General features: G+C 72.3%; 21 protein-coding genes. 6 read left to right on the forward strand and 15 right to left on the reverse strand.

The features are described from left to right. Positions 1-40: 40 nt before the first annotated feature. The 4 genes from PGH47_RS21960 to PGH47_RS21975 all read right to left on the reverse strand — a co-directional run bounded on the left by PGH47_RS21960 (position 41) and on the right by PGH47_RS21975 (position 5774). Entirely contained in the window at positions 41-517 is a 477-nt protein-coding gene (locus PGH47_RS21960) for a hypothetical protein (protein ID WP_107904894.1), read from the reverse strand. A 117-nt stretch (positions 518-634) separates the two neighbouring features. Continuing rightward, the gene (gene metG / locus PGH47_RS21965) at positions 635-2203 is read right to left on the reverse strand and encodes a methionine--tRNA ligase (RefSeq protein ID WP_271664846.1); all 1569 of its coding nucleotides are present in this window, start codon (positions 2201-2203) and stop codon (positions 635-637) included. A gap of 41 nt (positions 2204-2244) precedes the next feature. After that, positions 2245-3960 (reverse strand): methionine--tRNA ligase, encoded by a 1716-nt coding sequence (gene metG / locus PGH47_RS21970; RefSeq protein ID WP_271664847.1) that lies wholly within the window; start codon positions 3958-3960, stop codon positions 2245-2247. 143 nt (positions 3961-4103) lie between these two features. Beyond that, positions 4104-5774, reverse strand: coding sequence for a VWA domain-containing protein (locus PGH47_RS21975; RefSeq protein WP_271664848.1), 1671 nt, complete (start codon positions 5772-5774; stop codon positions 4104-4106). Positions 5775-6050: 276 nt separating this feature from the next. Between PGH47_RS21975 and PGH47_RS21980 the strand changes: the two genes are divergently transcribed. Continuing rightward, positions 6051-8132 (forward strand): PhoX family protein, encoded by a 2082-nt coding sequence (locus tag PGH47_RS21980; RefSeq protein ID WP_271664849.1) that lies wholly within the window; start codon positions 6051-6053, stop codon positions 8130-8132. Between the two features lie 17 nt (positions 8133-8149). Here PGH47_RS21980 and PGH47_RS21985 read toward each other — a convergent pair whose 3' ends face one another. Further along, a complete protein-coding gene (locus tag PGH47_RS21985) occupies positions 8150-9094 on the reverse strand; it encodes a LysR family transcriptional regulator (protein ID WP_271664850.1) in 945 nt (314 codons plus the stop codon). A 178-nt stretch (positions 9095-9272) separates the two neighbouring features. Between PGH47_RS21985 and snpA the strand changes: the two genes are divergently transcribed. After that, on the forward strand, positions 9273-9926 hold the full coding sequence (snpA, locus tag PGH47_RS21990) for a snapalysin (protein WP_376051113.1): 654 nt from the start codon (positions 9273-9275) through the stop codon (positions 9924-9926). A gap of 164 nt (positions 9927-10090) precedes the next feature. Here snpA and PGH47_RS21995 read toward each other — a convergent pair whose 3' ends face one another. The 3 genes from PGH47_RS21995 to PGH47_RS22005 are packed head-to-tail and all read right to left on the reverse strand — an operon-like array spanning position 10091 to position 13920. Then, complete coding sequence (locus tag PGH47_RS21995) at positions 10091-12034, reverse strand: FUSC family protein (RefSeq protein WP_271664852.1); 1944 nt, start codon at positions 12032-12034, stop codon at positions 10091-10093. Positions 12035-12063: 29 nt separating this feature from the next. Next, positions 12064-13065 (reverse strand): endonuclease/exonuclease/phosphatase family protein, encoded by a 1002-nt coding sequence (locus PGH47_RS22000; RefSeq protein WP_271664853.1) that lies wholly within the window; start codon positions 13063-13065, stop codon positions 12064-12066. Positions 13066-13107: 42 nt separating this feature from the next. Beyond that, entirely contained in the window at positions 13108-13920 is an 813-nt protein-coding gene (locus PGH47_RS22005; protein ID WP_271664854.1) for an alpha/beta fold hydrolase, read from the reverse strand. A 76-nt stretch (positions 13921-13996) separates the two neighbouring features. Between PGH47_RS22005 and PGH47_RS22010 the strand changes: the two genes are divergently transcribed. Next, complete coding sequence (locus PGH47_RS22010; RefSeq protein WP_271664855.1) at positions 13997-15316, forward strand: aminotransferase-like domain-containing protein; 1320 nt, start codon at positions 13997-13999, stop codon at positions 15314-15316. On the opposite strand, the gene PGH47_RS22015 is transcribed toward PGH47_RS22010, so the two are convergent. Then, positions 15231-16148, reverse strand: coding sequence for a hypothetical protein (locus PGH47_RS22015; RefSeq protein WP_271664856.1), 918 nt, complete (start codon positions 16146-16148; stop codon positions 15231-15233). The two genes, PGH47_RS22010 and PGH47_RS22015, sit on opposite strands and share 86 nt — an antisense overlap. 203 nt (positions 16149-16351) lie before the next feature. Continuing rightward, the gene (locus PGH47_RS22020) at positions 16352-16798 is read right to left on the reverse strand and encodes a hypothetical protein (RefSeq protein ID WP_271664857.1); all 447 of its coding nucleotides are present in this window, start codon (positions 16796-16798) and stop codon (positions 16352-16354) included. A 144-nt stretch (positions 16799-16942) separates the two neighbouring features. On the opposite strand from PGH47_RS22020, the gene PGH47_RS22025 reads away from it, so the two are divergent. Together PGH47_RS22025 and PGH47_RS22030 are read left to right on the forward strand one after the other, a co-directional pair. Next, positions 16943-18157, forward strand: coding sequence for a PP2C family protein-serine/threonine phosphatase (locus tag PGH47_RS22025; protein WP_271664858.1), 1215 nt, complete (start codon positions 16943-16945; stop codon positions 18155-18157). 70 nt (positions 18158-18227) lie between these two features. Beyond that, positions 18228-19502, forward strand: a complete 1275-nt coding sequence (locus PGH47_RS22030; RefSeq protein WP_271664859.1) for a hypothetical protein — start codon at positions 18228-18230, stop codon at positions 19500-19502. Positions 19503-19511: 9 nt separating this feature from the next. On the opposite strand, the gene PGH47_RS22035 is transcribed toward PGH47_RS22030, so the two are convergent. Next, complete coding sequence (locus tag PGH47_RS22035) at positions 19512-21509, reverse strand: Ig-like domain-containing protein (RefSeq protein ID WP_271664860.1); 1998 nt, start codon at positions 21507-21509, stop codon at positions 19512-19514. 310 nt (positions 21510-21819) lie between these two features. Between PGH47_RS22035 and PGH47_RS22040 the strand changes: the two genes are divergently transcribed. Next, positions 21820-22596, forward strand: coding sequence for a hypothetical protein (locus PGH47_RS22040; protein ID WP_271664861.1), 777 nt, complete (start codon positions 21820-21822; stop codon positions 22594-22596). Here the strand turns inward: PGH47_RS22040 and PGH47_RS22045 are convergent. The 4 genes from PGH47_RS22045 to PGH47_RS22060 form a co-directional block, all read right to left on the reverse strand. Then, complete coding sequence (locus PGH47_RS22045; protein ID WP_107904882.1) at positions 22593-22871, reverse strand: ribosomal protein L7/L12; 279 nt, start codon at positions 22869-22871, stop codon at positions 22593-22595. The genes PGH47_RS22040 and PGH47_RS22045 overlap by 4 nt on opposite strands. 11 nt (positions 22872-22882) lie before the next feature. Next, complete coding sequence (locus tag PGH47_RS22050) at positions 22883-23647, reverse strand: GAF and ANTAR domain-containing protein (RefSeq protein ID WP_271664862.1); 765 nt, start codon at positions 23645-23647, stop codon at positions 22883-22885. Between the two features lie 303 nt (positions 23648-23950). Beyond that, on the reverse strand, positions 23951-24757 hold the full coding sequence (locus tag PGH47_RS22055; protein ID WP_271664863.1) for a TIGR03943 family putative permease subunit: 807 nt from the start codon (positions 24755-24757) through the stop codon (positions 23951-23953). Continuing rightward, on the reverse strand, positions 24754-25773 hold the full coding sequence (locus tag PGH47_RS22060; RefSeq protein ID WP_271664864.1) for a permease: 1020 nt from the start codon (positions 25771-25773) through the stop codon (positions 24754-24756). Before PGH47_RS22060 ends, PGH47_RS22055 begins: the two co-directional genes overlap by 4 nt. Positions 25774-25791 lie beyond the last annotated feature (18 nt).

Genomic DNA, 25791 nt, shown 5'->3' on the forward strand with positions numbered 1-25791 from the left:
ATAGCGCCTCGGAGGGGTCCAGGCATAGAGGGGTAAACGATCAGGTGTCGTACGAACCGTCCCAGGGTTCGCCGAAGCCCAGATTGTCGGGATGGAGCTCGGCCCACGCCTCCTCGTCGTCCTCGTCGGTGACGAGACCGAACAGCACACCCTCGAAGGTGAGCTGGAAGGGACGTATCGCGATGTCCGTGTACGTCCGCCGGGGCAGGCTGCGCAGCAGCGTCGCCAGCCGGGCGCGGGCACGGGCGAGCGGCGAGTCGCCGCCCTGCGGGGCACGCTGCTGCTCGGCCCAGGTTCCGGCACACCAGATCTCCGAGTCGCGGTACCTGCCGTCGGGATCGAAGGTGTGCAGGACCGCGTAGAGGCGTTTGTGCTCTTCCCAGCCGGTGTCGAGTTCGAAGCCCTTGGGGAAGGCGTAGGTCACCGACCCCATGAACTGCCCGTCCTCGTAAAAGCCGATCGCCTCGGTACGGCCGTGCGGCTCGTACGCGATCGGGATGACCTCAGGGACTGCCATGGCGGAAACCATACGGTCGTGCGGGGGGTCATGGTGCCCCCGGGGTGGGATCGATGCCAACAGGATGGACAACATCCCCGTGATGTCCCCGAGTTGGCCACCGATCGGTCAAGAAATTCACGACAGCCGTGGGAAGAGAACAGCGCCCTTCGTGACTGTGGCGCCCGCGGGGAGCCCGCCCCACTCGGCGGCATCCTGGATCCGCTGGTCCGCGAGGGCGCCGAGGGATGCCTCGGCGCCCAGGGATTCCCACAGCTCGCCGGAGGTCTCCGGCATCACCGGGTCCAGCAGGACCGCCACGGCACGCAGGGACTCCGCGGCCGTGTAGAGGATGGTCGCGAGACGGGCGGCGGCCTCCTCGGAAGGGTCCTTGGCGACCTTCCACGGCTGCTGCTCGGTGAGGTAGCCGTTGACCTGCTTCACGAAGTCGAAGACGGCCAGGATGCCGCCCTGGAAGTCCAGCTCCTCACCGATCCGGCGGTCGGCCTCCGCGACGGCCCTCGCCAGTCCTTCCCGGACCGCCCGCTCGGCCTCGCCGTCGACCGTAGCGGCCGGCAGCTCGCCGTCGAAGTACCTGCCGACCATCGCGGTGACACGGGAGGCGAGGTTGCCGTAGTCGTTGGCCAGCTCGCTGGTGTAGCGGGCGGAGAAGTCCTCCCAGGAGAACGAGCCGTCCTGGCCGAAGGCGATCGCGCGCAGGAAGTACCAGCGGTACGCGTCCACGCCGAAGTGCGCCGTCAGGTCCTGCGGCTTGATGCCGGTCAGGTTGGACTTGCTCATCTTCTCGCCGCCGACCAGCAGCCAGCCGTTGGCGGCGATCCTGCCGGGCAGCGGCAGGCCGTTCGCCAGCAGCAAGGCCGGCCAGATGACCGCGTGGAAGCGGAGGATGTCCTTGCCGACCAGGTGGACGTCGGCGGGGAAGGTCGACCCGAACTTCTCCGGGTTCTCGTTGTAGCCGACGGCCGTGGCGTAGTTCAGCAGCGCGTCGATCCAGACGTAGATGACGTGCTGCTCGTCCCAGGGGACCTTGACGCCCCAGTCGAACGTGGAGCGCGAGATGGACAGGTCCTGAAGGCCCTGCCGTACGAAGTTCACGACCTCGTTGCGCGCGGACTCGGGCTGGATGAAGCCGGGGTGGGCCTCGTAGTGGGCGAGCAGCCGGTCGGTGTACGCGCTGAGCCTGAAGAAGTAGTTCTCCTCCTTCAGCAGCTCCACCGGCTTCTTGTGGATCGGGCAGAGCTTCTGGCCCGCGTACTCGCCCTCGCCGTCCAGCAGCTCGCCGGGGAGCTTGAACTCCTCGCAGTCGACGCAGTACGGCCCCTCGTAGCTGTCCTTGTAGATCTCGCCCCGGTCGTGGAGGTCCTGGACGAACTCCCGCACCCGGTCCGTGTGCCGCTGCTGCGTGGTGCGGATGAAGTCGTCGTTGGCGATCTCCAGGTGCTCCCACAAGGGCTGCCAGGACTCGTGGACGAGCCGGTCCGCCCACTCCTTGGGGCCGACGCCGTTCGCCTCCGCGGTCCGCAGGATCTTCTGCCCGTGCTCGTCCGTGCCCGTCAGGAACCAGACGTCCTCGCCGCGCCGGCGATGCCAGCGGGCGAGGACGTCGGCCGCGAGGGTGGTGTAGGCGTGACCCAGGTGCGGGGCGTCGTTGACGTAGTAGATGGGGGTCGTGACGTAGTACGTCATGACCTCACTCCATCACACCCCGGCGAGGGCCCTCACCTGCTTTAGGCCGCCTCGCCGCCGAAGCGCTCCTTGTAGGCCTCCAGGTCCTCGTCCGTGAGCTTGGCGAAGAGGACCGGGGGGACGGTGAAGGGGGTGCCGACGGGGACGGCCGTGAGGGACCTGGCCTCGTCCGCGGTGACCCAGGTCGCCGTGTCCTCGGGCAGGGCGAACGCCTGGCGCATCGCGGCCGAGCTGGCCGGGATGAAGGGCTCCGAGACCACCGCGTAGAGGTGGATCAGGTTCATCGCGGTGCGCAGGGTGAGGGCCGCGCCGTCCTTGTCGGTCTTGATCTCCAGCCAGGGGGCCTTCTCCTCCAGGTAGGAGTTGCCGGCCGACCACAGGGCGCGCAGGGCGGCGGCCGCCTTGCGGAACTGGAGCGCCTCCATCTGCGACTCGTACTCGGCGAGGAGTTCGGCGATCTGCTCGCCGAGCTTCGCCTCCGCCTCACCGGGCTCGCCGCCCGCCGGGACCTCCTCGCCGAAGCGCTTCTTGGAGAAGGACAGCACGCGGTTGACGAAGTTGCCGAGGGTGTCGGCCAGGTCCTTGTTCACCGTGGCCGTGAAGTGCTCCCAGGTGAAGGACGAGTCGTCGGACTCGGGGGCGTTGGCGATGAGGAAGTAGCGCCAGTAGTCGGCGGGCAGGATCTCCAGGGCCTGGTCGGTGAAGACACCGCGCTTCTGGGACGTGGAGAACTTTCCGCCGTAGTACGTCAGCCAGTTGAAGGCCTTGACGAAGTCGACCTTCTTCCACGGCTCGCGGATGCCGAGCTCGGTGGCCGGGAACATCACGGTGTGGAAGGGGACGTTGTCCTTCGCCATGAACTCGGTGTAGCGGACGGTGTCGTCGGCCTCGTACCACCACGACTTCCAGTCGCGGTTCTCCGGGTCCTGGTCCGACCACTCCTTCGTCGCGCCGATGTACTCGATCGGGGCGTCGAACCAGACGTAGAAGACCTTGCCATCGGCCGCCAGCTCCGGCCACGTGTCCGCCGGGACGGGCACGCCCCAGTCCAGGTCACGGGTGATCGCGCGGTCGTGCAGGCCCTCGGTCAGCCACTTGTGGGCGATGGAGGACGCCAGGTGCGGCCAGACGCCGTCGTGACGGGAGACCCACTCCTTGACCTCGTTCTGCAGCTTGGACTGGAGGAGGAAGAGGTGCTTGGTCTCGCGGACCTCCAGATCCGTGGAGCCGGAGATCGCGGAGCGGGGGTTGATCAGGTCGGTCGGGTCCAGGACGCGCGTGCAGTTCTCGCACTGGTCGCCGCGGGCCTTGTCGTAGCCGCAGTGGGGGCAGGTGCCCTCGACGTAGCGGTCCGGGAGGAAGCGGCCGTCCGCGGGGCTGTAGACCTGGCGGATCGCGCGCTCTTCGATGAAGCCGTTCTCGTGCAGCTTGCGGGCGAAGTGCTGGGTGATCTCGACGTTCTGCGGGCTGGAGCTGCGGCCGAAGTAGTCGAAGGCCAGCGCGAAGCCGTCGTAGACCGCCTTCTGCGCGTCGTGCGCCTGCGCGCAGAAGTCCGCGACCGGGATGCCCTGCTCCTTCGCGGCGAGCTCGGCGGGGGTGCCGTGCTCGTCGGTGGCGCAGATGTAGAGGACGTCGTGGCCGCGCTGGCGGAGGTACCGGGAGTACACGTCCGCCGGGAGCATGGACCCCACCATGTTGCCCAGGTGCTTGATTCCGTTGATGTACGGAAGGGCGCTGGTGATGAGGTGTCGAGCCATCGGGGGCTGCTCCCAGGTCGGATTTCGGGTTCTTGGTTCTTTGCGAACCTTGAAATCGTAGCCGACATGGGTGGGCCGCCCGCTTCCCGTTTTGAGGGGTGGAAGGGGCGGCCCGGGGATCTTCGGTGGGTGATCTACGAGGGCTACGGGCGCCAGTCGATCAGTACGCCGTCGTAGAGCTCCGCGTCCGTGAGCTCCAGGGGGGTCGGGCCCGCGTGGAAGAAGGCCGTGTTGTCGGTCTTCAGCTTGCGGAGGTAGTCGAACGCCTTGTTGTCGTGGTCGCCGAACGCGATGAAGGAGAAGAACACCGAGGGGTGGCTCTTCGCGGCTTCGGTGAGGGCGTGGGTGGCCGGGGTCTTGGCGTCGGGGGCGCCGTCGGTCTGGAAGACGACGAGGGCGGGGGCGCCGGGGGTGGCGTTCTTGTCGTAGTGGGCGAGCACGGCTTCCACGGCGGCGTGGTAGCTGGTGCGGCCCATGCGGCCGAGGCCGGCGTGCGCGTCGTCGATCGCGGTCTCGGAGGAGGTGGGGGTGAGGTCGGTGGTGCCGTCGACCTCGGTGGAGAAGAAGACGACGTGCACGGAGGTGTCGGGGGCGTCGGGGTCCAGGTGCTCGGCGAGGGCGAGGGTCTGGTCGGCGAGGGCCTGGGCGGAGCCGTCCTTGTAGTACGGGCGCATGCTCGCGGAGCGGTCGAGGACGAGGTAGACCTTGGCGCGGGCGGTGGTGAGGCCGGCCTTTGCGAGGGCGACGGCGGGTGGGGTGGCCGTGGCCTCGGCTTCGCCTTCGGCCTGGTCGTTCCCACCCACACCGCCCGTGCGGCTCTCGTCGTCGGCCGCGAGTGGCCCCTGTGCGGCGTCCTCACCGTCGGCGACCGCGGGTTCGGGAGCCGCGACGGCCTCGGCTTCGCCTTCGGCCTGGTCGTTCCCACCCGCACCGCCCGTGCGGCTCTCGTCGTCGGCCGCGAGTGGCCCCTGTGCGGCGTCCTCACCGTCGGCGACCGCGGCTCCGTCGTCTTCGACCGCCTCGGCCGGAGCGGCCTCGGGCTCCGCGACGGGCTCCGGCTCGGCGTCGGGCGTGACCTCGGCGGACGCCTCGGGCTCGGGGGCCGTCTCCGGCTCGACCTCGGCGACGGGCTCGGGCTCCGCGACAGCCGCAGGCTCTTCAGCCACCGGCTCCTCCACGGCCGGCTCTGCGGCGGGGGTCTCCTCGACGGCGGTCTCTTCGGCGACGGGGGGCTCAGCGACCGGCTCCTCGGCCGCCGTCTCCTCAGCGACCGGCGCCTCCGTGACGGGCTCCTCGGCAGCCGGAGCCTCTTCGGCGACCGGTTCCACCGCAGCCGGCTCCTCGGCCGCCGGCGTCTCCGCGACAGCCTCCTCGGCCGCCACCGGCTCCTCGGCGACCACCGGCTCCTCGACCGCCGCCGGCTCTTCCGCGACCGGCGCCGTCTCGGCAGCCTGCGGCTTCTCGGCGGCCGGCGCTGTCTCCGCAACCGTCGGCTCCACCGGGTCCGCCGGCTTCGGGACCGTTACGTTGTCGAAGGCTGCCGAGACCAGGTCGTGTTCTTCGTCCTGGATGTCCTGGATGTCCTGGTTGGTCGGCTTGGCCGTCTGCTCGGTCGGCTTCGTTGCCTCCGGGGCCGGGCGGTCCGCGCTTCGGGGTTCCGGGACCTGGGCGGACGGGGCCGGCTGAGGTTCCGGGGACGGGGACGGGACCGTCGGCCGGGCTTCCGGCGAAGGCGTCGTCGCACCCTCTGCTTCGGCGGTACGCGCCTTGCGTGACCGGCCGAATGCGTTCCGCAGGAGAGTGAGAATGCCCATGTGCGCAACCCTTCGCGTGAGTTGATGCCCGTAGATCCCTGGCCAGGACGGACACGTAAGGTTAGCGGCCCCGGATGGCGATCTTGGGGAGGGGCGGACACCTGAGGTCCTCAGGAGTCAAGGGGCCCTTCGGGTCGATCAACGGCGGCGTATCAACTGCCGTACATCCACCCCTGGTTCACCCTTCGTTCATTCAAACGCCCCGCTCCCGCACAAACGTGCTTCTACCGTCCCCCACGCTGCATTCAAGGGGAAGCAAGGGGAGTACCAAGAGCCATGCGTATTCAGTTGCCGATCGTCAGCGTCAACAACGACTCGCATCATGGTGGCAGAGCAGCCCTGACCTGCCGTTTCCGGTGTGGAGACGCCTGTTTCCACGAGGTGCCGAACACCACTACCAACCCATATGTCGGTGATGTCATCGCCGACGCCCTCAGCCGCCGTACCGTGATGCGCGCCGCGGCCGTCGTCACCGCGGCCACCGCGGTCGGCGCCTCCGCCACCGTCGCCGCCCCGAAGGCGAGCGCCGCCGAGTCGGCCGCCGCCACCGCCGCGACCAGCACCCGCCACGCCTCCCGCGGCGCGCGCGGTCTGCGCTTCGAGCCCGTCGCGCCGAACACCGCCGACACCGTGACCGTCCCGGACGGCTACGCGCAGAACGTCGTCATCCGCTGGGGCGAGCCCATCCTGCGCGGCGCGCCCGCCTTCGACCCGGAGAACCAGACCGCCGAGTCGCAGTCGAAGCAGTTCGGCTACAACAACGACTTCCTCGCTCTCCTGCCGCTGCCGGGCGAGCGGAATCGGCAGATTCTCGTCGCCAACCACGAGTACACCGACGAAGTGCTCATGTTCCGTGGCTACGACGCCGCCAATCCGACGAAGCAGCAGGTCGAGGTCGCCTGGGCGGCCCACGGCCTCACCGCCGTCGTCGTCGAGGGCGACCGGCGGTCCGGGAAGCTCACGCCCGTCCCCCGGCACCCGCTCAACCGCCGTGTGACCGCCACCAGCGAGTTCAAGGTCACCGGCCCGGCCGCCGGCTCCGACCTGCTGAAGACCTCCGCCGACCCGACCGGTACCAAGGTCCTCGGCACGCTCAACAACTGCTCCGGCGGTGTCACCCCGTGGGGCACCACGCTGCACGGCGAGGAGAACTTCAACCAGTACTTCGCCAACGCCACCCGGGCCACCGACAAGCGGTACGGGCTCGGGACGGGTGCCACCGAGCGCAAGTGGGAGCGGTTCGACAAGCGCTTCGACGTGGCCCAGGAGCCCAACGAGCCGCACCGGTTCGGGTTCGTCGTCGAGCTCGACCCGTACGACCCCACCGCCAAGCCCCGCAAGCGCACCGCGCTCGGCCGCTTCAAGCACGAGGGCGCCACCGTGCGGCTCACCGACGACGGCCGCCCCGTCGTCTACTCCGGTGACGACGAGCGCTTCGACTACTTCTACAAGTTCATCGGCAGCAAGCGGATGAAGAAGGGGTCGTCCCGCGCGGTGCGGGAGCACAATCTCTCGCTGCTCGACGAGGGCACCCTCTACGTCGCCAAGCTCACCGGTGACTCCCCGGCCATCGAGATCGACGGCACGGGCAAGCTTCCCGCCGACGGTGAGTTCGACGGCAGCGGCGAGTGGATCCCGCTGGCCACGGCGACCGCCAAGGGTGCCGTCTCGCACGTCGAGGGCATGAGCGCCGAGGAGGTCTTCGTCTTCACGCGCCTCGCCGGCGACAAGGTCGGCGCGACGAAGATGGACCGGCCCGAGGACATCGAGCCCAACCCGCACACCGGCAAGGTGTACGTCGCCCTCACCAACAACTCCAACCGCGGTGTCGGCTCGAACGCGAAGGCCGACGAGGCCAACCCGCGCAACGCCAACAAGCACGGCCAGATCCTGGAGCTGACCGAGCGCTGGAACCGCGCCGACAGCAAGAAGTTCGCCTGGACGCTGTTCCTGGTCGCGGGCGACCCGAGCGACCCGGCCACCTACTTCGCCGGGTTCCCGAAGGACGACGTCTCCCCGATCTCCTGCCCGGACAACGTCGCCTTCGACTCCCACGGCAACCTGTGGATCTCCACCGACGGCAACGCCCTCGGCAACCACGACGGCCTCTTCGGCGTCGCCACCCGCGGTGACCGCCGCGGTGAGCTGAAGCAGTTCCTGACGATGCCGAACGGTGCCGAGACCTGCGGCCCGGTCATCCAGGACCGCCGCGTGCTCGTCGCCGTGCAGCACCCGGGCGAGATCGACGGCGCGACGGCCGAGAAGCCGCTGAGCGCCTGGCCCGACGGTGCCGGAAAGATCAACCGGCCGGCCGTCGTGGCCGTCTGGCGCAAGGACGGCTGCGACATCGGCGTCTGAGCCGGTGGCATTACGTCCTACGGGAGTGCTGGGACAGGCGGCTGCGGTTCGTCGTCGTGTTCCAGCCACTCCCGGTACGCGGGCGCCTGCCGCGCCGCCTCCCAGTACGCCTCCTCCAGCGCCGGATACACCCCGTCGAGGTCCGTCTCCGTGCGGGCCGCGAGGAGGAGGCGTACGCCGAGCGGGTCGCCGTGCAGGCGTCGTACCGCCATCGTGGGGCTGTCGGCGTGGGTCGGCTGGCAGACGGCGACGACCTCGCCGGTGGCGACCAGGGAGTCGGCCGTGTAGTAGTCGCCGTGCAGGACGTGCGGGTTGACGCCGGCCGCCCGGAACATCCGCTGCACGGCGTCCCACTCCCCGTCGACCGTCGGGTCGACCATCCAGCGGTCGTCGGCCAGGTCACGCAGGCTGACCTCGGACTTCGCGGTGGCCGGATGGTCGGTCGGCAGTGACACGAACTGCGGTTCGCGCTCCATCAACACGCGTAGCCGCAGCTCCGGCGGGATGCGCAGCGGCGAGCCCTCGACCTCGTGCACGAAGGCGACGTCCAGCTGGCCCTCGGCGACCATGCGCAGCAGGGCGTTCGGGGAGACGTTCATGTGGAGCGTCGGGTCCTGGCCCTGCCCGCGCAGCCGGCGCAGCCAGCCCGCCAGGGCCTTGCTCGCGGTGGAGCCGACGCGCAGCTCCGGGCCGCCGGCCGCGGCCGCCCGTGCCTCGGAGACGAGGGCACGCATATCGGCCACCAGCGGGCGTGCGCGGCTGAGCACCAGCCGGCCGAGCGGCGTGGGGCGGCAGCCGGTCCTCGCGCGCAGGAACAGCGTTCCGCCCAGCTCCTGCTCGATGCGGCGCAGTTGTGTGCTGAGCGACGGCTGGGCGACGCCGAGCTGGCGGGCCGCCCGGTGCAGACTGCCGGTGTCGGCTATGGCGCACAGCGCGCGGAGGTGTCTCACCTCGAGCTCCATGCCCTGGGACATTAAAACGGAATCAAAGCTTTCACCAGCCGCACAAACCCCCTCCGATCCTTGCTAATTGGGGCCCCGATAGGGCAGTGCTATCAGCGATTGCCATCATCACAGCGGCCACACAGGAGCAGACACTCGCCTTGACGACTCACCCCCCACCTAGGAGTCATCGATGCGTATGTCCTTTTCCCTGTCCGCCCGTTCGGCGGTCGCGGTCGGTCTCGGCGTAGCGGCTCTCGGCCTCGGCACGGTCGCTCCGGCCTCGGCCGCTCCCGACCACGCCGGCTACGTCGCCAAGTCCAAGTCCTCGGACTCCGACGCCAGTAGGGCCTTCTTCCAGGCCGTCCTGAAGTCGGTCGCCGAGAAGCGTGCCGCGAACCCGGGCGCCGCGGCCGTCACCGTCACCTACGACGCGTCCGGGGCGCCCCAGTTCAGCGCGCAGATAGCCCGCAGCACCCAGATCTGGAACGGCTCGGTGTCCAACGTCAAGCTCCAGGAGGGCTCGAACGCCGACTTCACGTACCGCGAGGGCAACGACCCGCGCGGCTCGTACGCCTCGACCGACGGTCACGGCAACGGCTACATCTTCCTGGACTACCAGCAGAACCAGGAGTACGACTCCACCCGCGTCACGGCGCACGAGACGGGGCACGTGCTCGGCCTGCCGGACCACTACGAGGGTCCGTGCACCGAGCTGATGTCGGGCGGCGGCCCCGGCCCGTCCTGCACCAACTCGCAGCCGGACGCCAACGAGCGGGCCAAGGTCGAGCAGCTGTGGGCCAACGGGTTCGCCGCCGCGATGGACAAGGCCCTGCACAAGGCCAACCGCTAGTAAGACCAGACCCACCCCCCACATGGCGCGGTCGCCCTCCTGCACGGGGCGGCCGCGCCGGCCTTTGGGTACGCCCAACAGCCCGGGGGCTTCTGTTCGTGGGCGGCCGCGGGCCGTGTGTGGCCGGTCGCGCAGTTCCCCGCGCCCCCAAGAAGAGGTCGGATTCAGCGCGGGGACGTGATTGCGCGGGCCGCCGCCACCTCTTGGCGCAAGGGTTCCAGGACGCTTCCCGCCGGGCCCGTGAGGTCCGTGCGGACCTCGTAGAGGGTCTCGGCCTCCCGTACGCCCTCTGCCAGCTCCCGCAGCTGGCGGGCCACCTGGGTGACCTCGGCGGTGGACGGCGGGGCGGCTCCGTGCCGGACCCGGACCCGTGCCGCCGTGGTCGCGTCCACGATCCGTTCCACCGCCACGACCAGGGGCCACCACGCGGCCGCCCGGCGTCCGGTGGGCGGTGGTTCGGTCAGGGCGCGCTGGAACTCCGTGCGGATGGCGGAGAGGTCGCGGTAGAGGCCGCGGCGCATCCGGGCGCGGGCCGCCGGGTCGACGGCGCCCGGCCCGAACGCGGCCTCCACATAGCGCGCCGTGTCCTCCACCGCGCCCGCGAGCCGGTCGCCGACGCGGGTGTGCCAGCTCTCCGGCCACAGCAGGTACCCGGCGACCAGGGCGATCGCGCACCCGATCAGGGAGTCCACCAGGCGGGGCAGCAGCAGCCCCGTGCCCTGGCGGTTCAGGACGTCGGACAGCAGCAGGATCACCGGCGTGATGGCGGCCGTCTGATAGCCGTACCCGCGTGGCGTGAGCGCCGGGATCAGCGGCGCGAGGATCAGCAGCACCGGTACGTCCCACCACCCCCGCGGCACCTCCGCGAGCACCGCAGCCGCGATCACCAGCCCGGCGACCGTGCCGAGGGCCCGTAGCAGCGCCCGGGAGAAGACGGAGCCGAAGTCGGGCTTGAGGACGAAGGTGATGGTCAGGGCGACCCAGTAGGAGCGGGGCACGGCGATGATCGACACCAGTACCTGGGCGATGCCGATGCACAGGGCCAGGCGCAGGCCGTAGCGCCAGGACGCGGCGGACAGCGCGACGTTGCGGGCGGCGCGCGCGGCCCGGATGCTCAGCGCGGCGGGCCGGCCGAGGCGGTCGTCGATGCCGCGGGGGTCGACGTCGGGGTTGGCGACGACCTCGGCGGCGTGCCGCAGGGCGTGTTCGACGGCGCGGGCGGTCTCGGTGGCCGGGACGGGCGTCTTCAGCCCTGTCGGGCCCGTGTACCCGGTCTCGACGGCGGAGGCGAGATGCCGTACCGCCTCCGGGATCTCGGGCGGCAGCCGGATGCCGCTGAGGCGGGCGGCGGGGGCGGCCTCCACGACCGGCGTGATGGCGTTCAACTGGGCGAGCAGCCGGGCGAGTTCGGGGCTGCGGCCGTGGTGGCGGGCACGGTGGGCGAGGACGATGTCGTACGACTGGTTCAGGGACTGGGTGACGGCGTGCCGGGCGTCGTCGTAGTCCTGGGTGTCACCGTCGACGGCCGTCAGGAGCGCGGCGACCTTGCGGTAGGTGTCGGCGACCGCGGCCCGTTCCGGCACCCCCGATCTCAGCGGCCAGGCGAGCAGCGCGAGGAGCAGGACGAGCAGTCCGCCGCCGGACATCAGCAGCGGCGCCAGCCACCACTCGCCCGGCATCGGCAGCCCCGCGCCGACCACGCAGGTCAGCAGCAGCACCAGGCCCGACGCGGAGGCGACCGCGCCGATGGTCGAGATCATCCCGGAGACCAGCGCCACCCCGGTGACGGCGGCGACGGCGACCCAGCCGCGCCCGTACACCAGGGCGCCGACGGTGACGCCGACGGCGCCGAAGAGCTGCGGGATGGCGATCGTGGGGATCCGGACGCGGTAGGCGGCCGCGGTGTCGCTGATGACGCCGTTGAGGGCGCCCATGGAGGCGAGGGCGCCGTAGAAGGGGCGGTCGACGGCGAGGCCGATGGCCAGCGGCAGGGCGATCGCGACGGCCGCCCGGACGACGGCGGGCCAGTTCACGGGGGCGGGCTGGGCCCGCAGGTTCCGCACGAGCCAGTCGGGGGGTGTGAGGCCGATGGGGAGCTCGCGGGGCATGCGGCCCATTATGGGCACCCGTGTTCAGCTCATCGTCGCTGGTGGAGCGTGAGGTCGGCGACAAGGGCGCGATGGTCGGTGCCGGCCAGGTCCAGGAAGCGGACGGCGCTCGCGGAGAGGTCCTCGGAGAGCAGCACATGGTCGATCTGCACACCGAACGTCGGTGTCGTGCGGGCCGGCCAGCTGGGCGTGCGGTCGTGGCCGTCGAGCCGGGCGGCGTCCTGCATGCCGGTGTCCAGGATGCGGCGGAAGGCGGCGTGGTCCTGGGAGGCGTTGAAGTCCCCGGCGAGGACGAGGGGTGTGCGTTGGTCCTCGGCGGCGAAGTCCCGCAGCTCGCCGAGCTCCCGCCGCCACACGTCGGTCCGGCCGGGCAGCGGCGGCATGGGATGGGCGAGCTGGAGCCGTACGGCGTTCCCGCGCACGTCGGCGACGGCGCCGGGCATGGCCATCGTGCCGGGGACGTCGTCGGCGGCGTCGAGGGGGAAGCGGCTGAGGACGAGGGAGCCCTTCGAGCCGGCCAGCACGGTCGCGGCCCGGTGCGGATAGTCGCCGCCCAGTTCCTTCCTGAGGGTGCCGTCGCAGCCGGCGTCGCACTCCTGGACGAACACGATGTCCGGCTTCGCGCGGCGGACCGCGGCGGCGAGGGCGTCGGCGGCCTGCCCGAACTCGACGTTCGAGGTCAGCACCCGGAAGGAGGCGACCGGGGGCCCGGCCGGCTGGGTCGTCCTGCCGTACGGCTCGATGAACCAGGCCAGCGCGCCGAGCAGCGCGAGTGCCCACACGACGCCGAACCACCAGCGGGCCAGCACGGCGAGCAGCAGCCCGAAGCCGGCGGGTGCGAGCAGCCACGGCAGGAACGCCAGGAGCTGCGGGACGGGGGTGATGCCGTCGGTGTCGGCGATCCGGCAGCCGACGACCATGCTGACGAGCAGGAACATCAGGCCGGCCACCCAGGCGCCGAAGCGCCGGCCGCCGCGCTGTGCGGGCATGCCGTCCGGTCGTGCCGTCCACTCGGCAGCCGCAGTGTCCAAGTCCCGGCCTTCCGCTCGTGGGTGCGATGCCCGAATCCTCCCTCAAAGACGGGGCCCGTGGGGCGAAGGTTGCGATGAGCCGTCGACGTGCTCCAGGAACGCGGCCAGCGCCTCGTCGAACTCCTCGGGCCGCTCCAGGTTCGGCATGTGGGCCGCGCCCTCGATCACCCGGAGCGTCGAGTGCGGGAGCGCCGCGTGCATGGCCTCGGCGTCCGGCACCGGCGTGTAGGTGTCGTCGGCGCCCACGACGACCAGCGCGGGGACGGTGACCCGGGTGAGCAGTTCGCGGTAGTCGGGGCGTTCGGCACGGCCGCGCAGGGCCGCCGCGGCGCCCTCGGGCGGGGTCGCCGTCATCATGCCGTGGACGTGGGCCTTGACCTCGGCCGACGCGTACGGCGCGACCATCAGCTCCAGCACCTCGTCGGCGTATCTGCGCATGCCCTCGCGCAGCAGCCGGTCCGCCATGGCGGCGCGGGCCCGCCTGCCGTCCTCGGTCTCGGCCGCGGGGAAGGTGTCGGCGAGGACCAGCCCCCGGATGCGGTCGGGGAAGCGGGCGTAGCACTCCATGACGATCTGGCCGCCCATCGACAGACCGCCGAGGACGAAGGTGTCCACCCCCAGGTCGTCCAGCAGGGCCTCGATGTCCGCGGCGAAGACGGACAGCGGGGTGATGCCGGGGACGACGGGGGAGGCGCCGTAGCCGCGCAGGTCGGGGGCGACGACCCGGCGGGCGGCGGAGAACGTCCCGATCTGCGGGGCCCACATCGTGCGGTCGAAGGGATGGCCGTGGACGAGGACGAGGGGAACCGACGAACTATCGGCGCCTTTGTCCTCGTACGCGAGGAAAGGGGTCATGTGAACGACCCTAGATCGCCTCAACTCCTCGGTGCAATAAGATCTTTGCCCTCGGTGCAATGTCAGGGGAGGGCACGTGAACGACTACCGGCGCATCGCCGACCGCATGGCCGACGACATCACCGCCGGACGGCTGAGGCCCGGCCAGCGGCTGCCCCCGCAGCGGGTGTTCGCGCGCCGGCGGGGGATCGCCGGGTCGACGGCCGGGCGGGTCTACGCCGAACTGGTACGGCGCGGACTGGTCGTCGGTGAGGTCGGCCGCGGCACCTTCGTACGGGCCGCCCCCGAGGGCACCGGCCGGGCCCTCGTCGAGGCCGCGACCGCGGCGCCGGTCAACCTGGAGCTCAACTACCCCTCCGCGCCCGGCCAGTCCGAGCTGCTCGCCCCCGCTCTGGCGCCGCTCCAGCGCCCCGACGTCCTCACCGAGGCACTGCGCCCGTCCCCCGCCACCGGCACCTCCGCGGCCCGCAGGGCGGCGGCCGCGCTGCTCGCCACCCCCGACTGGCGCCCCGCCCCCGAGCAGCTGCTGTTCACCGGCAACGCCCGCCAGGCCGTCGCCGCCACCCTCGCCTCCCTGGTCCGGCCGGGCGGCCGGGTCGGCGTCGAGGCGCTGACGTATCCCGTGGTCAAGGAGATCGCCGCCAGGCTCGGCATCACCCTGGTGCCGCTGGCCACCGACGAGGAGGGCCCGCGCCCCGACTCCGTCGCCGCCGCGCACCGCAGCGCTCCCCTGGCCGCGCTCTACCTCCAGCCCACCCTGCACAACCCGACCTCGCTGACGACCGGCCCCGAGCGCCGCCGCCTGCTCGCCCGCACCGCGCTCGACCTGGGCATCCCCGTCGTCGAGGACCGGATCTGGTCCTTCCTCACGGACGACGACCCCCTCGCCGCGCACGCGCCCGGCCTCACCCATGTCGTCGACGGCCTCTCCAAGCGCGTCGCCCCCGGTCTCACCGTCGGCTTCGTCGCCGTCCCCGAGGCCCGCGTCGAGGCGGTGGCGGCGGCCGTGCGGTCCGGCGGCTGGAGCGCGGGCCGGTTCGCGCTGGAGGCGGCCGTGCGGTGGATCGAGGAGGGCACCGTGCGGCGGCTGGTCGCGGCGAAGCGGGCGGACGCGGCGCGCAGACAGCGGGTGGTCGCCGAGGAGCTGCGGGACTTCGCCGTACGGTCCGACCCGCGCGCCTATTTCGCCTGGTGGGAGCTGCCCGCACCGTGGCGGGCCGACACCTTCACGGCCGCCGCGGCCGCGCACGGCATCGCGGTGACGCCGGGCCCGGCCTTCGCCGTCGACCCCCACCGCACCCCGGACGCCGTCAGACTCGGGCTCGCGTCGGCTCCTGAGCCGGATCTGCGGCGAGCGCTGCGGACGCTCGCCGGCGTCGCGCGAGGTACTCCGTGAGCCGGCACGCCAGGGCCACGGCCAGACCGAGGACGACCAGCAGCCAGGACACCGTGCGCAGGGTCTGCGTCAGGGCGTCGTAGATCGCTCCCGCGGCCGGGCGGTGCGCCGCCTCCCCGATGTCGGCCAGGGTGAGCCGGCGGCCGATCGCCACCGCGAGGGCGAGGAGCGCGCCGCCCAGCGCCGTGCCCAGGGCGGTCGCGGTGACCGCGCGGCGGCGGCACGCGGCGACGGCGATACCGGCCGCGGCGAGGACGGCCGCCGAGACCGGCAGCCAGAATCCGGCGACCTCCAGCACGTCGTACCCCTTCCTGAGCCGGGCGACCTCGTCCGCCGGGAGCACCGGAACCTCGGTGTGCTCGACCGGGATGCGCCGGGCGAGAAGGACGTGGTCCTCGGTGAGCCGGCGTTTGACCTGGGCGGTGATCGGGGCCAGGTCGACGGTGACCGCGTGCTCGCGGTCGTCCCGCAGGGCCCGCAGCACGGCGTCGTGGACGGCCCTGTTGCCCGCGTCCCACGCCGTGTGGAAGGCATCGGTCCGGGTGAACGAGCGGACCGCGTCGTCCACGAAGGGCCGCACACCGCCGGGCTCAGGCGCCGCGGACGACGCCTCCAGCCGGTCGTCGACCTCGTCCAGGATCCCGGCCTCGACGGAGTCCGCGACCGCGCCCTGCACGGCCGGATCCGCGGCGAGCGGCGCCATCGCCGTGACGTAGCGGCCGGTGTCGGCCAGCCCGTACGTCACGCAGGCCGCGAGCGCGCCGAACGGCACGAGCAGGCACGACAGGGCGATCAGCGCTGCCGACAGGGCGTTGCGGAGACGGGTGGGCACCCCTTCAGGCAAGGGTCACCGGGGTGGATCCGCCAGCCGGACGCCCGCATACGGCCGCACGGCACCGCTCTCCGGTGGAGGGTTCACCCGAACGGGTGTCTCATGGATCAGGGGAGAGGACCGGGTTCGTGGGTGGATCAGGGGAAACGGGTCGGCCCGGCCGCCGACAGCGCTGTCGGCGGCCGGGCCGACCCGTGCGTTGCTCAGCGGATGCGATGACCGGCCGCGTCCTCGTGCGTGTAGTAGCGGTAGAACATCACGACGAACGTGACCGCGCCGATCACCGCCCCCATCACACAGGACCTGATGATGGCCGCGCCGGCCTCGCTGTACAGGAATCCGAAGGCGGCGCCCACGAAGGCCGCCCACACGATGGCGTGCAGCTCGCGCCGCATGTGCGGGGCCAGGGCGCGGACACCGACGTAGACGATCATGAACACGGCCGCGGTGACGAAGCCGAAGAGCAGGTTCCAGCCGGTGATCTCACCGCCGGAGCGCCGGTTCGCCGCGGCCCAGTAGCCGTAGATGAGCCCGAGGACCACCGGTGTCACGATGCCCGCGATGCGGTGGGTCCGTGCGCTGAAGACGTCGGGCAGCGGGGTGAGCGCCGCCGGGGTCCGTGCGCCGGGCGCGGGTGCCGCGTGAGCCATGAGAGCACTCCTCTCTCCTCGCCCCCGCCATCAAGGGCACACCCGGGAGCGGTCGGACGGCAAGTCGGCGTGCGTGCCGGCCTGGGTGACACGGGTCCGGGTACCCGGATGCGGCGGGGCTGACGTCGTGCTTGTCTGAGGCGCATGAGGGCCGTCAGCGACGGTGCATCCGGCCTGAAGGGCGACGCGCGCCGGCAGGACCTGCTGCGCGTGCGGGGCCGCAGCGTCGCCTGGGTGCCGCCGCTGGTGCTGCTCGTCGGCATCGTGGTGGTCGACTTCCACACCAGCAGCGACTTCCGGGTGCTGTCCTGGATCGTGCTGGTGCCCGGTATCGCCGCCGCGATCTGCGGGGTGCGGGGCACCGCCTTCTTCGCGGTCCTCGCGCCCGCCACGTACGTCGCCGCGGACGCCGTCCTGCCGCACCAGTACCAGGCCGGGCTGCCCGACCTGGTCCTCGCCGCGCTCGGCGGCGTCCTCGCCACGGCGGCCTGTGTGGTCCGGGTGCGCGGCGAGCGCCGCATGGTGCACATCCAGGACGTCGCCGCCACCATCCGCCGCACCGTGCTGCGCCCCTTGCCGCCGGGCTGGGGCGGCCTGGAGCACGCCGCCGTCTATCTCGCCGCCGACAGCGAGGCCAGGGTCGGCGGCGACTTCTACGACATCCAGATCGGCCTGCACGGCACCCGCGTCGTCCTCGGCGACGTCCAGGGCAAGGGGCTGGGCGCGGTGGAGGTGGCGGCCGCGCTGCTCGGCACGTTCCGGGAGGCCGGGTACCACGAGCCGGACCTGGCGGCGGTCGCCCAGCGCATGGAGGAGCGGCTCCAGCGGCACATCCTCATGCGGGAGGCCCTCGGCCGGGAGGAGCGCGACCGCTTCGCCACCGCCGTGCTGATCGGCTTCCCCGACCACGAGCCGGAGGCCGTGGAGGCGATCGTTCTCGGCCACGACTCCCCGCTCGTCGTCGGCCCCGACGGCGTACGGCATCTGCCGCCCGGCCACGGCCTCCCCCTCGGCATGGCCGAACTCGACCCCCACGCCGAGCCGCTCCCCGTGCTGCACGCCCGCCTGCGTCCCGGCGAGACCCTGCTGATGACCACGGACGGCGTGACCGAGGCCCGGGACGACCACGGCGCCTTCTACCCGCTCGCCGCCGACGTCACCGCGGCCGTCGCCGCCGACCCGGGCATCGCGCGGCCCCTGCGGCTGGTGGCCTTCGTGCGGGAGCGCACGCTGCGGCACTGCGGCGGGCATCTCGCCGACGACACCACGGTGTTCGCGGTACGACGGAGTGCAGGTGCAGGTGCAGGTGCCGGGAAGGGTGGGGGGAATGGGGACGGAAATGGACGTTTGCGGGGCTGAGAACCCTTCTTTGCACCCGCAGCGGTTACGGTGCTGCCGTAAGTGATCGACGGGGGATGGGGAGGGACCGATGCCCGGAACCGTGCTGTTGCTCGCCGCCTCACCGGCGGGCAAGGGCTGTCTGGTGGACGCCGCCTCCGTGCTTCCCGTCCTCGCCGCGGTGCCGCCCCCGGTGCTCTCGGGCACCGACACCGCGAACGTCGTCGAGCTCGCCGACCCGCTGGAGCCGCAGGCCGTCCTCACCCGGCTGCGTGCCGCGGCGACCGCGCCCGGGCCGCTCACCGTGTTCGTCGCCGGGCAGCTCCAGCTCGACCGGCGCCAGCACCTGCCGCACCTCGCGCTGGCCCGCTCGACCCCGGCGACCGTCCGCTACACCGGGTTCCCCTGGCACTGGTTCCGTGAGGAACTGCGGCTGCGCCCACCGGGTTCGACCTCGCTCGTGGCCGACCTGCACGCGGATGCGGAGACCTGGGAGTGGCTGCTGGCCAACCCCCTCGACTCGGGGCGCACCAGTGCCGTGTACGGCCGTGTCGCCCCGCCCCCGAACCGCCGTACGGTGGCGGGCCCCGCGTACATGAAGGCCGTCGCGACACTCCTGCGCAGCGGACACCGGCCGCCCCTGGACCAACTGCACCAGCAGGCCCTCGCCCGTATCGCGCCGGAGGCCGGCGTGGGCACGGACATCGTGCTGACGGCCCAGGCGCCCGCGCAGGCCCCCGTGCCGGCCTACATCCCGAGCCCCCCACCGTCCCCGGCCCCCATCGCGCAGGCCCTCGTGCCCACCGCGCAGGCCCCCGTGCGCACCGCACCGCCGGCCCCGCTGCCGAGCCCCGAACCGGCCCGCGCGACCACCGCCCCGCCGACCCTCGTGCTGACCCCCGTGCCGGGTCCGCCGCCCCGCCCCGCGCACAGTCCCGTCCCCGTCGACCCGCACGCCGCGATCACCGCCGCCGTGCAGTCGGGGCAGCACGGCGACGCCGACGCCTTGGCCGCACTGGAGGAGCACGGGGCGATGCGGGCGCACGGGCCCGCGTCGCCGGAGGCCCTGCACTGGAGCGAGGTGCGCGCGGACCTGGCGATGCTGGCGGGGGACCCGGCGCGCAGCTGCCGTACCTGGCTGACCGTCGCCTCGGCCAGGCTCGGCGCGGGGCAGACCCCGGACACGCCCGCGGTGGAGGCCGCGGTGGACCGGGCCCACCACCAGTGGGGCGAGATCCGCGACGCGATGCTCGCGCGTGAACTGGGGGCCGCCCTCGCCGAGTTGCGCAGCCGGGTGCCGGGGCGCCGCAGGGGCGCCCTGGCCAACGTCCACCAGCGCCTGAAGGAGCTTCAGGTCAGCGGGTGAGGGTGAAGCTCAGCGGGTGAAGGTGAAGTACTTCCAGCCGCCGTACGTCGTCGCGTTGACGTTGTCGCCCGACTTCGTGTCGATGTAGGACGAGCGGATCCGGAAGCGGACGCCCGTGGGCGGGTTGTCGTCCAGCAGGACGGAGTCCTTGCCGTAGCGGTCGAGGCCGAAGTACTCCGTGGCCGTCGTGTGCCAGGCGCCGCTGTAGAACTGCTGGATCTGGAACTGGTACTTGCGGCCCGGGTACATCGTCATCGCCGTGTTGTGGACGGGGTCCTTGGACTGGTGGAAGTAGGAGTACTTCTCGTTCCAGGCCGTGGCCGTCTTGTAGGCGCCGCTCAGCGACGACGAGACGCTCACCTTGGTGTAGACGGTGTTGGTCGTCGTCCGCGCCGCGTACCGCGTGTCACCCGTGAACCTGGCGCTGATCCTGGCGTCCCGGGTCAGGCGGACGGTCGCCGTGAGGTTGCCGTGCGAGTCGACCGTGCCCTTCTTGACCAGGGCGTTGGGCTTGTCGGAGCCGTAGGGGTCGGCCCAGATCTCCAGCGTGCGGTTCTTGTAGGTGGTGCCGAGGTGGGCCGTGAAGGTGACGCTGCTGTTGTAGCCGTACACCTTGAGGTTGTTGTTCAGCGTCACCGTGGCCGTCGACTTGGCGACCGTCACCGAGTGCGTGGCGGTGGCGCCCGCGTGGTCCGCGTCGCCCGCGTAGGAGACGGTGTACGTCACCTTGCCGCCGGCCGGCGGGGTGTCCGCGAACGAGTACGAGCCGTCGGCGCCGACGGCCGCTGTGCCGAGCGCCTTGCCGGCCGGGGACTCGTCGTCGGTGCGGGTGACGGAGACCTTGGTGCCGGCCGGGAACGCGGACGAGGACGTCAACGTGCCGGTGACGGTGAGCGCCTGGGCGCGCGGCGCCGTCGCGGGGGCGTTCGCCGTGAGGGTGACGGGCGTCTTGGTCGGGGCGTCGAGGATCCGCAGCGTGTACACGTCGCTGTCGTTCAGCGACACCGCGAACAGCCTGCTCTCGTCCGGCGCCCAGGCCAGGCCGCGCGGGGCGAGGGTGTCGGAGCCGCTGCTGTTGCCGGTGTTGGGGAAGTCGTACTGCCTCAGCGGGGTCGACACGCCCTGCTTGAAGACGTGCACGTCCGGGTCGTACCAGGAGAAGGTGCCGGCCGCGACATCGCCGTTCGGGGCGATGTCCACCGCGTTCGGGTAGGTGTTGGTGACGTACTTGCCGTCCGCCGACAGGTCGGACAGCTTGTAGACCGCCTGGTAGTACGGGGCGCCGCTGGCGGTGATCACGTCCTTGCCGTCGGGCGTGACCGCGAGGTCGGCGAGGTTGCCGCCGCCGGTGTTGCCGGGGTCGAAGGCGTACGCGCCGCGGCTCGCGGTGCCCGACGAGACGTCGTACACGGCGAGTGCGACGGGGCTCTGGCCGGGCGCGCCCGCGACCAGCGTGCCCGGGGCGCCCGGGGAGGCGTCCAGGATCGGGGCCTCGTAGAAGGTGCGGGCGGTGTCCTGGCCGAGGGCGAGGACCGGGTCGGTGCCGCTCAGGTCGAGCGAGCCGATGTTGCCGTCGCCGCCGGAGCCGTAGCTGAACCAGACCTTGCCGCCGGTGAGGGCCACGTACTTGGGCGCGGCGGTGCCGGTGGACCAGCGGTGGGCCTCCGTCGCGGTCGCGGTGTCGATGGCGACGATCGCGTCGGCGTCGCCGACGGCCGCGTACACGGTGCCCGAGTCGGGCGACAGCTCCAGGCCGCGCACACCAGGCAGCGAGCCGACGGTGCCGACGACGGCGCCGGCGTAGTTCGTGACGACGACCTGGCCCGCGGTCGGATCGCTGATGAAGACCCGCTGGTGGGCGCCGTCGACGACGATGTCACCGGTCGACTTCAGGGGCAGGGAGACATCGGAGTCGGCCGCCGCCGACCCGGCACCGGTCGCGACCAGTGCGACCGAGCTGAACAGGACCGCGAGTGCCGTCGCGGCAGGGAGAGTGCGTCTGCGCACGGTTTTTCGAACCCCCCGGAACGAAAAAAGAAAGGGAGGGCGGCCGCGGCAGGATCACGCGTACCGCCTGAATGATCGAAGGCTAGGTCACGGCACCGACAGCCGGGTGAAGGGGGCCGTAAGAGACCGGTGAGAAGACCGAAAACCCCCGGCGGGCCGGACGATGCCCGGCGCCCCGGCCGTTCCTCCTGGCGGCGCCGGAACATCACTCGGACGGCTCGGCGCGCTGGTGGTCGTCCTCCCGGGGTGGTGCCTTATGAAGACGTGCCGATCTTGGGCGCGTCCTCGACACCAGCCCAGGAGGCCCGCGATGCCCCGTCCCCAGGCCCGTGCCGTCATCGTCTCGGCGCTCTCCGCAGGCGCGCTGCTGGCCGCGCCCGCGTGCTCCGTCTCGTGGCCGGACCGGGCGGCCTCGGCCGGACCCGCCTCCCCCGCGGCGCCGAGCGGCAGGACGACCCGGGCGCCCGCGGCCGCCCCGACGCTCACCGAGGCGCAGGCGCGGTCGGCGCTGATCACCGAGGCCGACCTCGGTGAAGCCTGGGTGGCCACCGAGGGGTTCGCCACCTGGCGGGACACCATGCTGAAGGCGTCCACCGACTCGGCGGAGTGCCGGCGGCTGCTCGACGCCCTGTACGCGGAGGACCTCTTCGGGCCGGACGCCCGCACCCGCGCCTCGACCGGCCTGGACGACACATGGGACGGGGCCCAGCTGCGCTACCGGATCGTCGCCCATCGCCCCGAGGACGTCGACGCGACCCTGGCGTGGCTCGGCAGCCTGCCCGACGAGTGCGGTCAGTTCAGCGCGACCGCGCGCGGCGGGCAGCTGGACGTGGAGGTCAGCGAGGCCGAGATGCCCCAGGTCGGGGACGCCCGCCAGGGTCTGCGGATCGTCCTGCGCGGCGTCTCCGACTCCGAGGAGGCGCCCACGCTCACCCTGCACCTCGCCGCCGTCCGGGTCGGCGACGACGCGATCACCGTCACCAACGGCGGCCTCGCCGACGTACCGGCCGACGCGACCTGGACGGCCGTGGAACTCGGCGCCCAGCGCCTGGAGGAGGTCCAGAAGCGGGGGCGGCAGGACGTCTAGGCCATGCGCTCGACGGCGTCCTTGGCCTCCTTCAGGCCCGCGCCGGTGATCTCCCGGTAGACCTTGATCGCCTGGATCTTCTTGTCGCCCCGCAGCAGCGCGACGACCTCGTCCATGCGCGGGTCGACGGGCTCGCGCAGCCCCAAGTGGTCGATGACCAGGTCGAGTTTGCGCTCGACCCGGGCGACGCGCTTGTCGGCCTTGTCGATCCGGCTCTGGACGCCGATGACGGCCAGGACGCCGATGAGGATGAAGAAGAGACCCGCTATTTCCATGGTCGACGATCCTAGGGGGCGGTTCCTTCGCCCCCCGCGTCCTGTTCCTCGTCGAACCGCAGCCGGTGCGTCACCACGTCCCGTGCCGTGTCCAGTGCCGTTCGCCCGTGCGCGAAGGCGTGTGCCCGCAGCCGGGCCAGCGCCTCGTCGGTGCCGACGCGCAGCTGGGCCATGATCATGCCGGTGGCCTGGTAGACCTGGTCGTGGTCGGTGGCGAGGCCGCTCAGCCACCGCTCGTCGCCGGGCTCGCGGGCCTCGTCCATGTGCGGCAGCGCCATCAGCGCCACGGTCATCATCCCGGCCACCGTGCGGGCCGTGTGCAGCTCCCGGTCGCTGAGGTCACCGGGGGACTCGCGGTAGAGGTCGAGGGTGCCCACGCACACCGTCCTGCTGCCGAGCGGCATCGAGTACACCGCCCGCACTCCGGCGGCGGTGGCCTGCTGGGCGAAGACGGGCCAGCGCGCCACGTCCTGCCCCGCCGTCAGGTCGCGGGCCAGCACGGGGGCGCCGCTCTCGGCGGCCGACTGGCAGGGCCCGTCGCCCAACGTCGCCTGGATCTCGGTCACATACGCCGCCTGCGCGCTGCTCGCGCCCAGTTGTACGGGCAGGCCGTGGCTGTGCAGCGACACGCTCGCGCCGCTCACGGGCAGCAGTTCCACCGCCACGTCGCACAGCCGCCCCGGTATCTCACCCGGCCCCACGCCACGCACGCCCTCGGCAACGGCGTCCGCGGCGCCGACCCCTTGCTCACCACGATGCTCGTCTCTGGGCCGCACGGCTGCCTCCTCGCTCCCGAGCGCGGCCTACTGGTCCCGCCTTTCGACCCCGCCCGACTACCCCTGGCGGCCACCACGAAACGCCCCGCCCACGCCCCCAGAAGAGGCGCGGGACCGCGTCGATATGCGGCCCGGCCGCGTCGCGATGGGGCGCGGGGTCTGTGCCGGTATGCGGCTCGGCCGCGTCGCGATGGGGTGCGGGGTCTGTGTCGGTATGCGGCCCCGCCACGCCGGGAAGGGGCGCGGGGAACTGCGCGATCAGCCCCCACCGGCCCGCGGACGACCACCGGCCCACCCCGCCACTCACCGCTTCTCATACGGATCGGCCGGCTCCCCGACCCGCCGCACCGCCCCGGCATCCACCACAGGCGGCCAAGCCGCATCCGTCCCGAGCGCGCCCCGAGGACGCCACGTCCCGGTCACCGTGACCCACGAGTCGACCGGCGGAGCCTCCCCGCCCCGCACCTCGACCTTGCTGGTCGTCGCGTCGGCGGCACAGCAGGCGACCAGGAGCCGCGTGACGTACCAGGTGCCGTCGTCGTCCCGGGTGACGAACCCGGTCAGCCGCACCGTGCGTCCCGCCAGCGACCGCCCGCTGTCGTAGATCGCCCGCGAGCTGAACTCCGCGAGGGTCAGCTCCACCGGATCCCCACTCGGCAGCGCCGGAAAGCGCCCGACTCCCTGAGCCGCCCGCTGCGCCGCCTCCCGCTCGGCGCTGTAGGAGCCGAGCGCGGGCGGCGGGAAGAGGAGAAGGGCAAGGGCGGGCAGGGTGAGCAGCCAGGCGATACGGGGGCTATGGTGACCGCCGTGCTGATCGTGGGCGTGGCAATCGTCGCCGTACTCGTCGTGCTCGCCGTGCTCGCGTTGCTGATCGCGGCCGGCGTGTTCGTCGTGCTCTGCGTACTGGCCCTGCTCGGCGTGCGATTCCTGTTCCGCTCGCCCGACGAACGCCGCGGCCACCGCCAGCAGCACCAGCAGAAACCCGGACACGACCAGGTATGGCCGTAGTCCCGCCCGCACGTACCGCAGATACAGCTCGCCGAACAGCGAGATCCGCAGGATCGCCGCCCCCGTCAGGAGCAGCAGCACCGCCGGCCCGTACCGCCTCACAGCAGCCACCACCCCACGAGCACGCTGCTCACCACGGCCACCACCCACGTCACGGACGAGAACCGCACCGCGAAGGACCGCCCGAAGGTCCCCGCCTGGAGGGCGATCAGCTTCAGGTCCACCATCGGGCCGACCACCATGAACGCCAGCCGCGCCGTCGGCGAGAAGCCGCTCAGCGAAGCGGCGACGAACGCGTCGGCCTCGCTGCACACGCACAGCACGACCGCGAGCAGCGCGAGAAGCAGCACGGACACCCACACCGACCCGGTGAAGAGGTCCAGAACGGACCTCGGCACCACGATGCTGAACGTCGCCGCGGCCGCCGCCCCGAGGACCAGGAAGCCGCCGGCGTGCAGGAAGTCGTGCTGGAGCCCGGCGGCGAACGCGCGCAGCCCCCGGGCGCCGTGCTCGATGTGCCGCTTCGGCGGACGCAGCCACTCCTCGCGGCCGAACCGCGCCCACAGCCAGCCCATCACGACCGCCGTGGCCAGCGAGGCGACCAGCCGCCCCAGCACCATCTCCGGCTGCCCGGGAAAGGCGACGGAGGTGGCGACGAGCACGACCGGGTTGATGGCGGGAGCGGACAGCAGGAACGCGAGGGCGGCGGCCGGGGCCACCCCGCGCCGCATCAGGCTCCCGGCCACCGGCACGGACGCGCACTCGCACCCCGGCAGGACGACCCCGGCGGCTCCGGCGACGGGTACCGCGAGGGCCTGGTTGCGCGGCAGCAGCCGGCTGAACACCTTCTCCGGCACGAAGGCCCCGATCGCCGCCGAGACGACCGTGCCGAGCAGCAGGAAGGGCACGCCCTGCACCGCGATGGCCGTGAAGACGGTCCACCAGGCGGCGACGGGCGGGGTGTACAGGTCGAGGGCGAGCAGCGGCCCGAGGACCGAGGCGACCGTGGCGATGACGATGAGGGCGACGCCGCCGACCACGGCGTACACGAGCGTGCGTACGACGAGCCGCAGCCCGTCGACCACGGTCCGCTGGTTCTCCACCGTGCCCGTCCCCACCTGTTCGAATAGCTCCGC

Origin of the sequence: Streptomyces sp. HUAS 31, assembly GCF_028198125.1 — a bacterium.
GTDB lineage: Bacteria > Actinomycetota > Actinomycetes > Streptomycetales > Streptomycetaceae > Streptomyces > Streptomyces chartreusis.

What these genes read in the sequence shown, in the direction of transcription:
- PGH47_RS21960 (WP_107904894.1), bottom strand. Translation starts at nt 517, where the DNA reads ATGGCAGTCCCTGAGGTCATCCCGATCGCGTACGAGCCGCACGGCCGT.
- PGH47_RS21975 (WP_271664848.1), bottom strand. Translation starts at nt 5,774, where the DNA reads ATGGGCATTCTCACTCTCCTGCGGAACGCATTCGGCCGGTCACGCAAG.
- metG (WP_271664846.1), bottom strand. Translation starts at nt 2,203, where the DNA reads ATGACGTACTACGTCACGACCCCCATCTACTACGTCAACGACGCCCCG.
- PGH47_RS22040 (WP_271664861.1), top strand. Translation starts at nt 21,820, where the DNA reads ATGCCCCGTCCCCAGGCCCGTGCCGTCATCGTCTCGGCGCTCTCCGCA.
- PGH47_RS22005 (WP_271664854.1), bottom strand. Translation starts at nt 13,920, where the DNA reads ATGACCCCTTTCCTCGCGTACGAGGACAAAGGCGCCGATAGTTCGTCG.
- PGH47_RS21985 (WP_271664850.1), bottom strand. Translation starts at nt 9,094, where the DNA reads ATGGAGCTCGAGGTGAGACACCTCCGCGCGCTGTGCGCCATAGCCGAC.
- PGH47_RS22020 (WP_271664857.1), bottom strand. Translation starts at nt 16,798, where the DNA reads ATGGCTCACGCGGCACCCGCGCCCGGCGCACGGACCCCGGCGGCGCTC.
- PGH47_RS22045 (WP_107904882.1), bottom strand. Translation starts at nt 22,871, where the DNA reads ATGGAAATAGCGGGTCTCTTCTTCATCCTCATCGGCGTCCTGGCCGTC.
- PGH47_RS21995 (WP_271664852.1), bottom strand. Translation starts at nt 12,034, where the DNA reads ATGCCCCGCGAGCTCCCCATCGGCCTCACACCCCCCGACTGGCTCGTG.
- PGH47_RS21980 (WP_271664849.1), top strand. Translation starts at nt 6,051, where the DNA reads ATGCGTATTCAGTTGCCGATCGTCAGCGTCAACAACGACTCGCATCAT.
- PGH47_RS22025 (WP_271664858.1), top strand. Translation starts at nt 16,943, where the DNA reads ATGAGGGCCGTCAGCGACGGTGCATCCGGCCTGAAGGGCGACGCGCGC.
- metG (WP_271664847.1), bottom strand. Translation starts at nt 3,960, where the DNA reads ATGGCTCGACACCTCATCACCAGCGCCCTTCCGTACATCAACGGAATC.
- PGH47_RS22030 (WP_271664859.1), top strand. Translation starts at nt 18,228, where the DNA reads ATGCCCGGAACCGTGCTGTTGCTCGCCGCCTCACCGGCGGGCAAGGGC.
- snpA (WP_376051113.1), top strand. Translation starts at nt 9,273, where the DNA reads ATGTCCTTTTCCCTGTCCGCCCGTTCGGCGGTCGCGGTCGGTCTCGGC.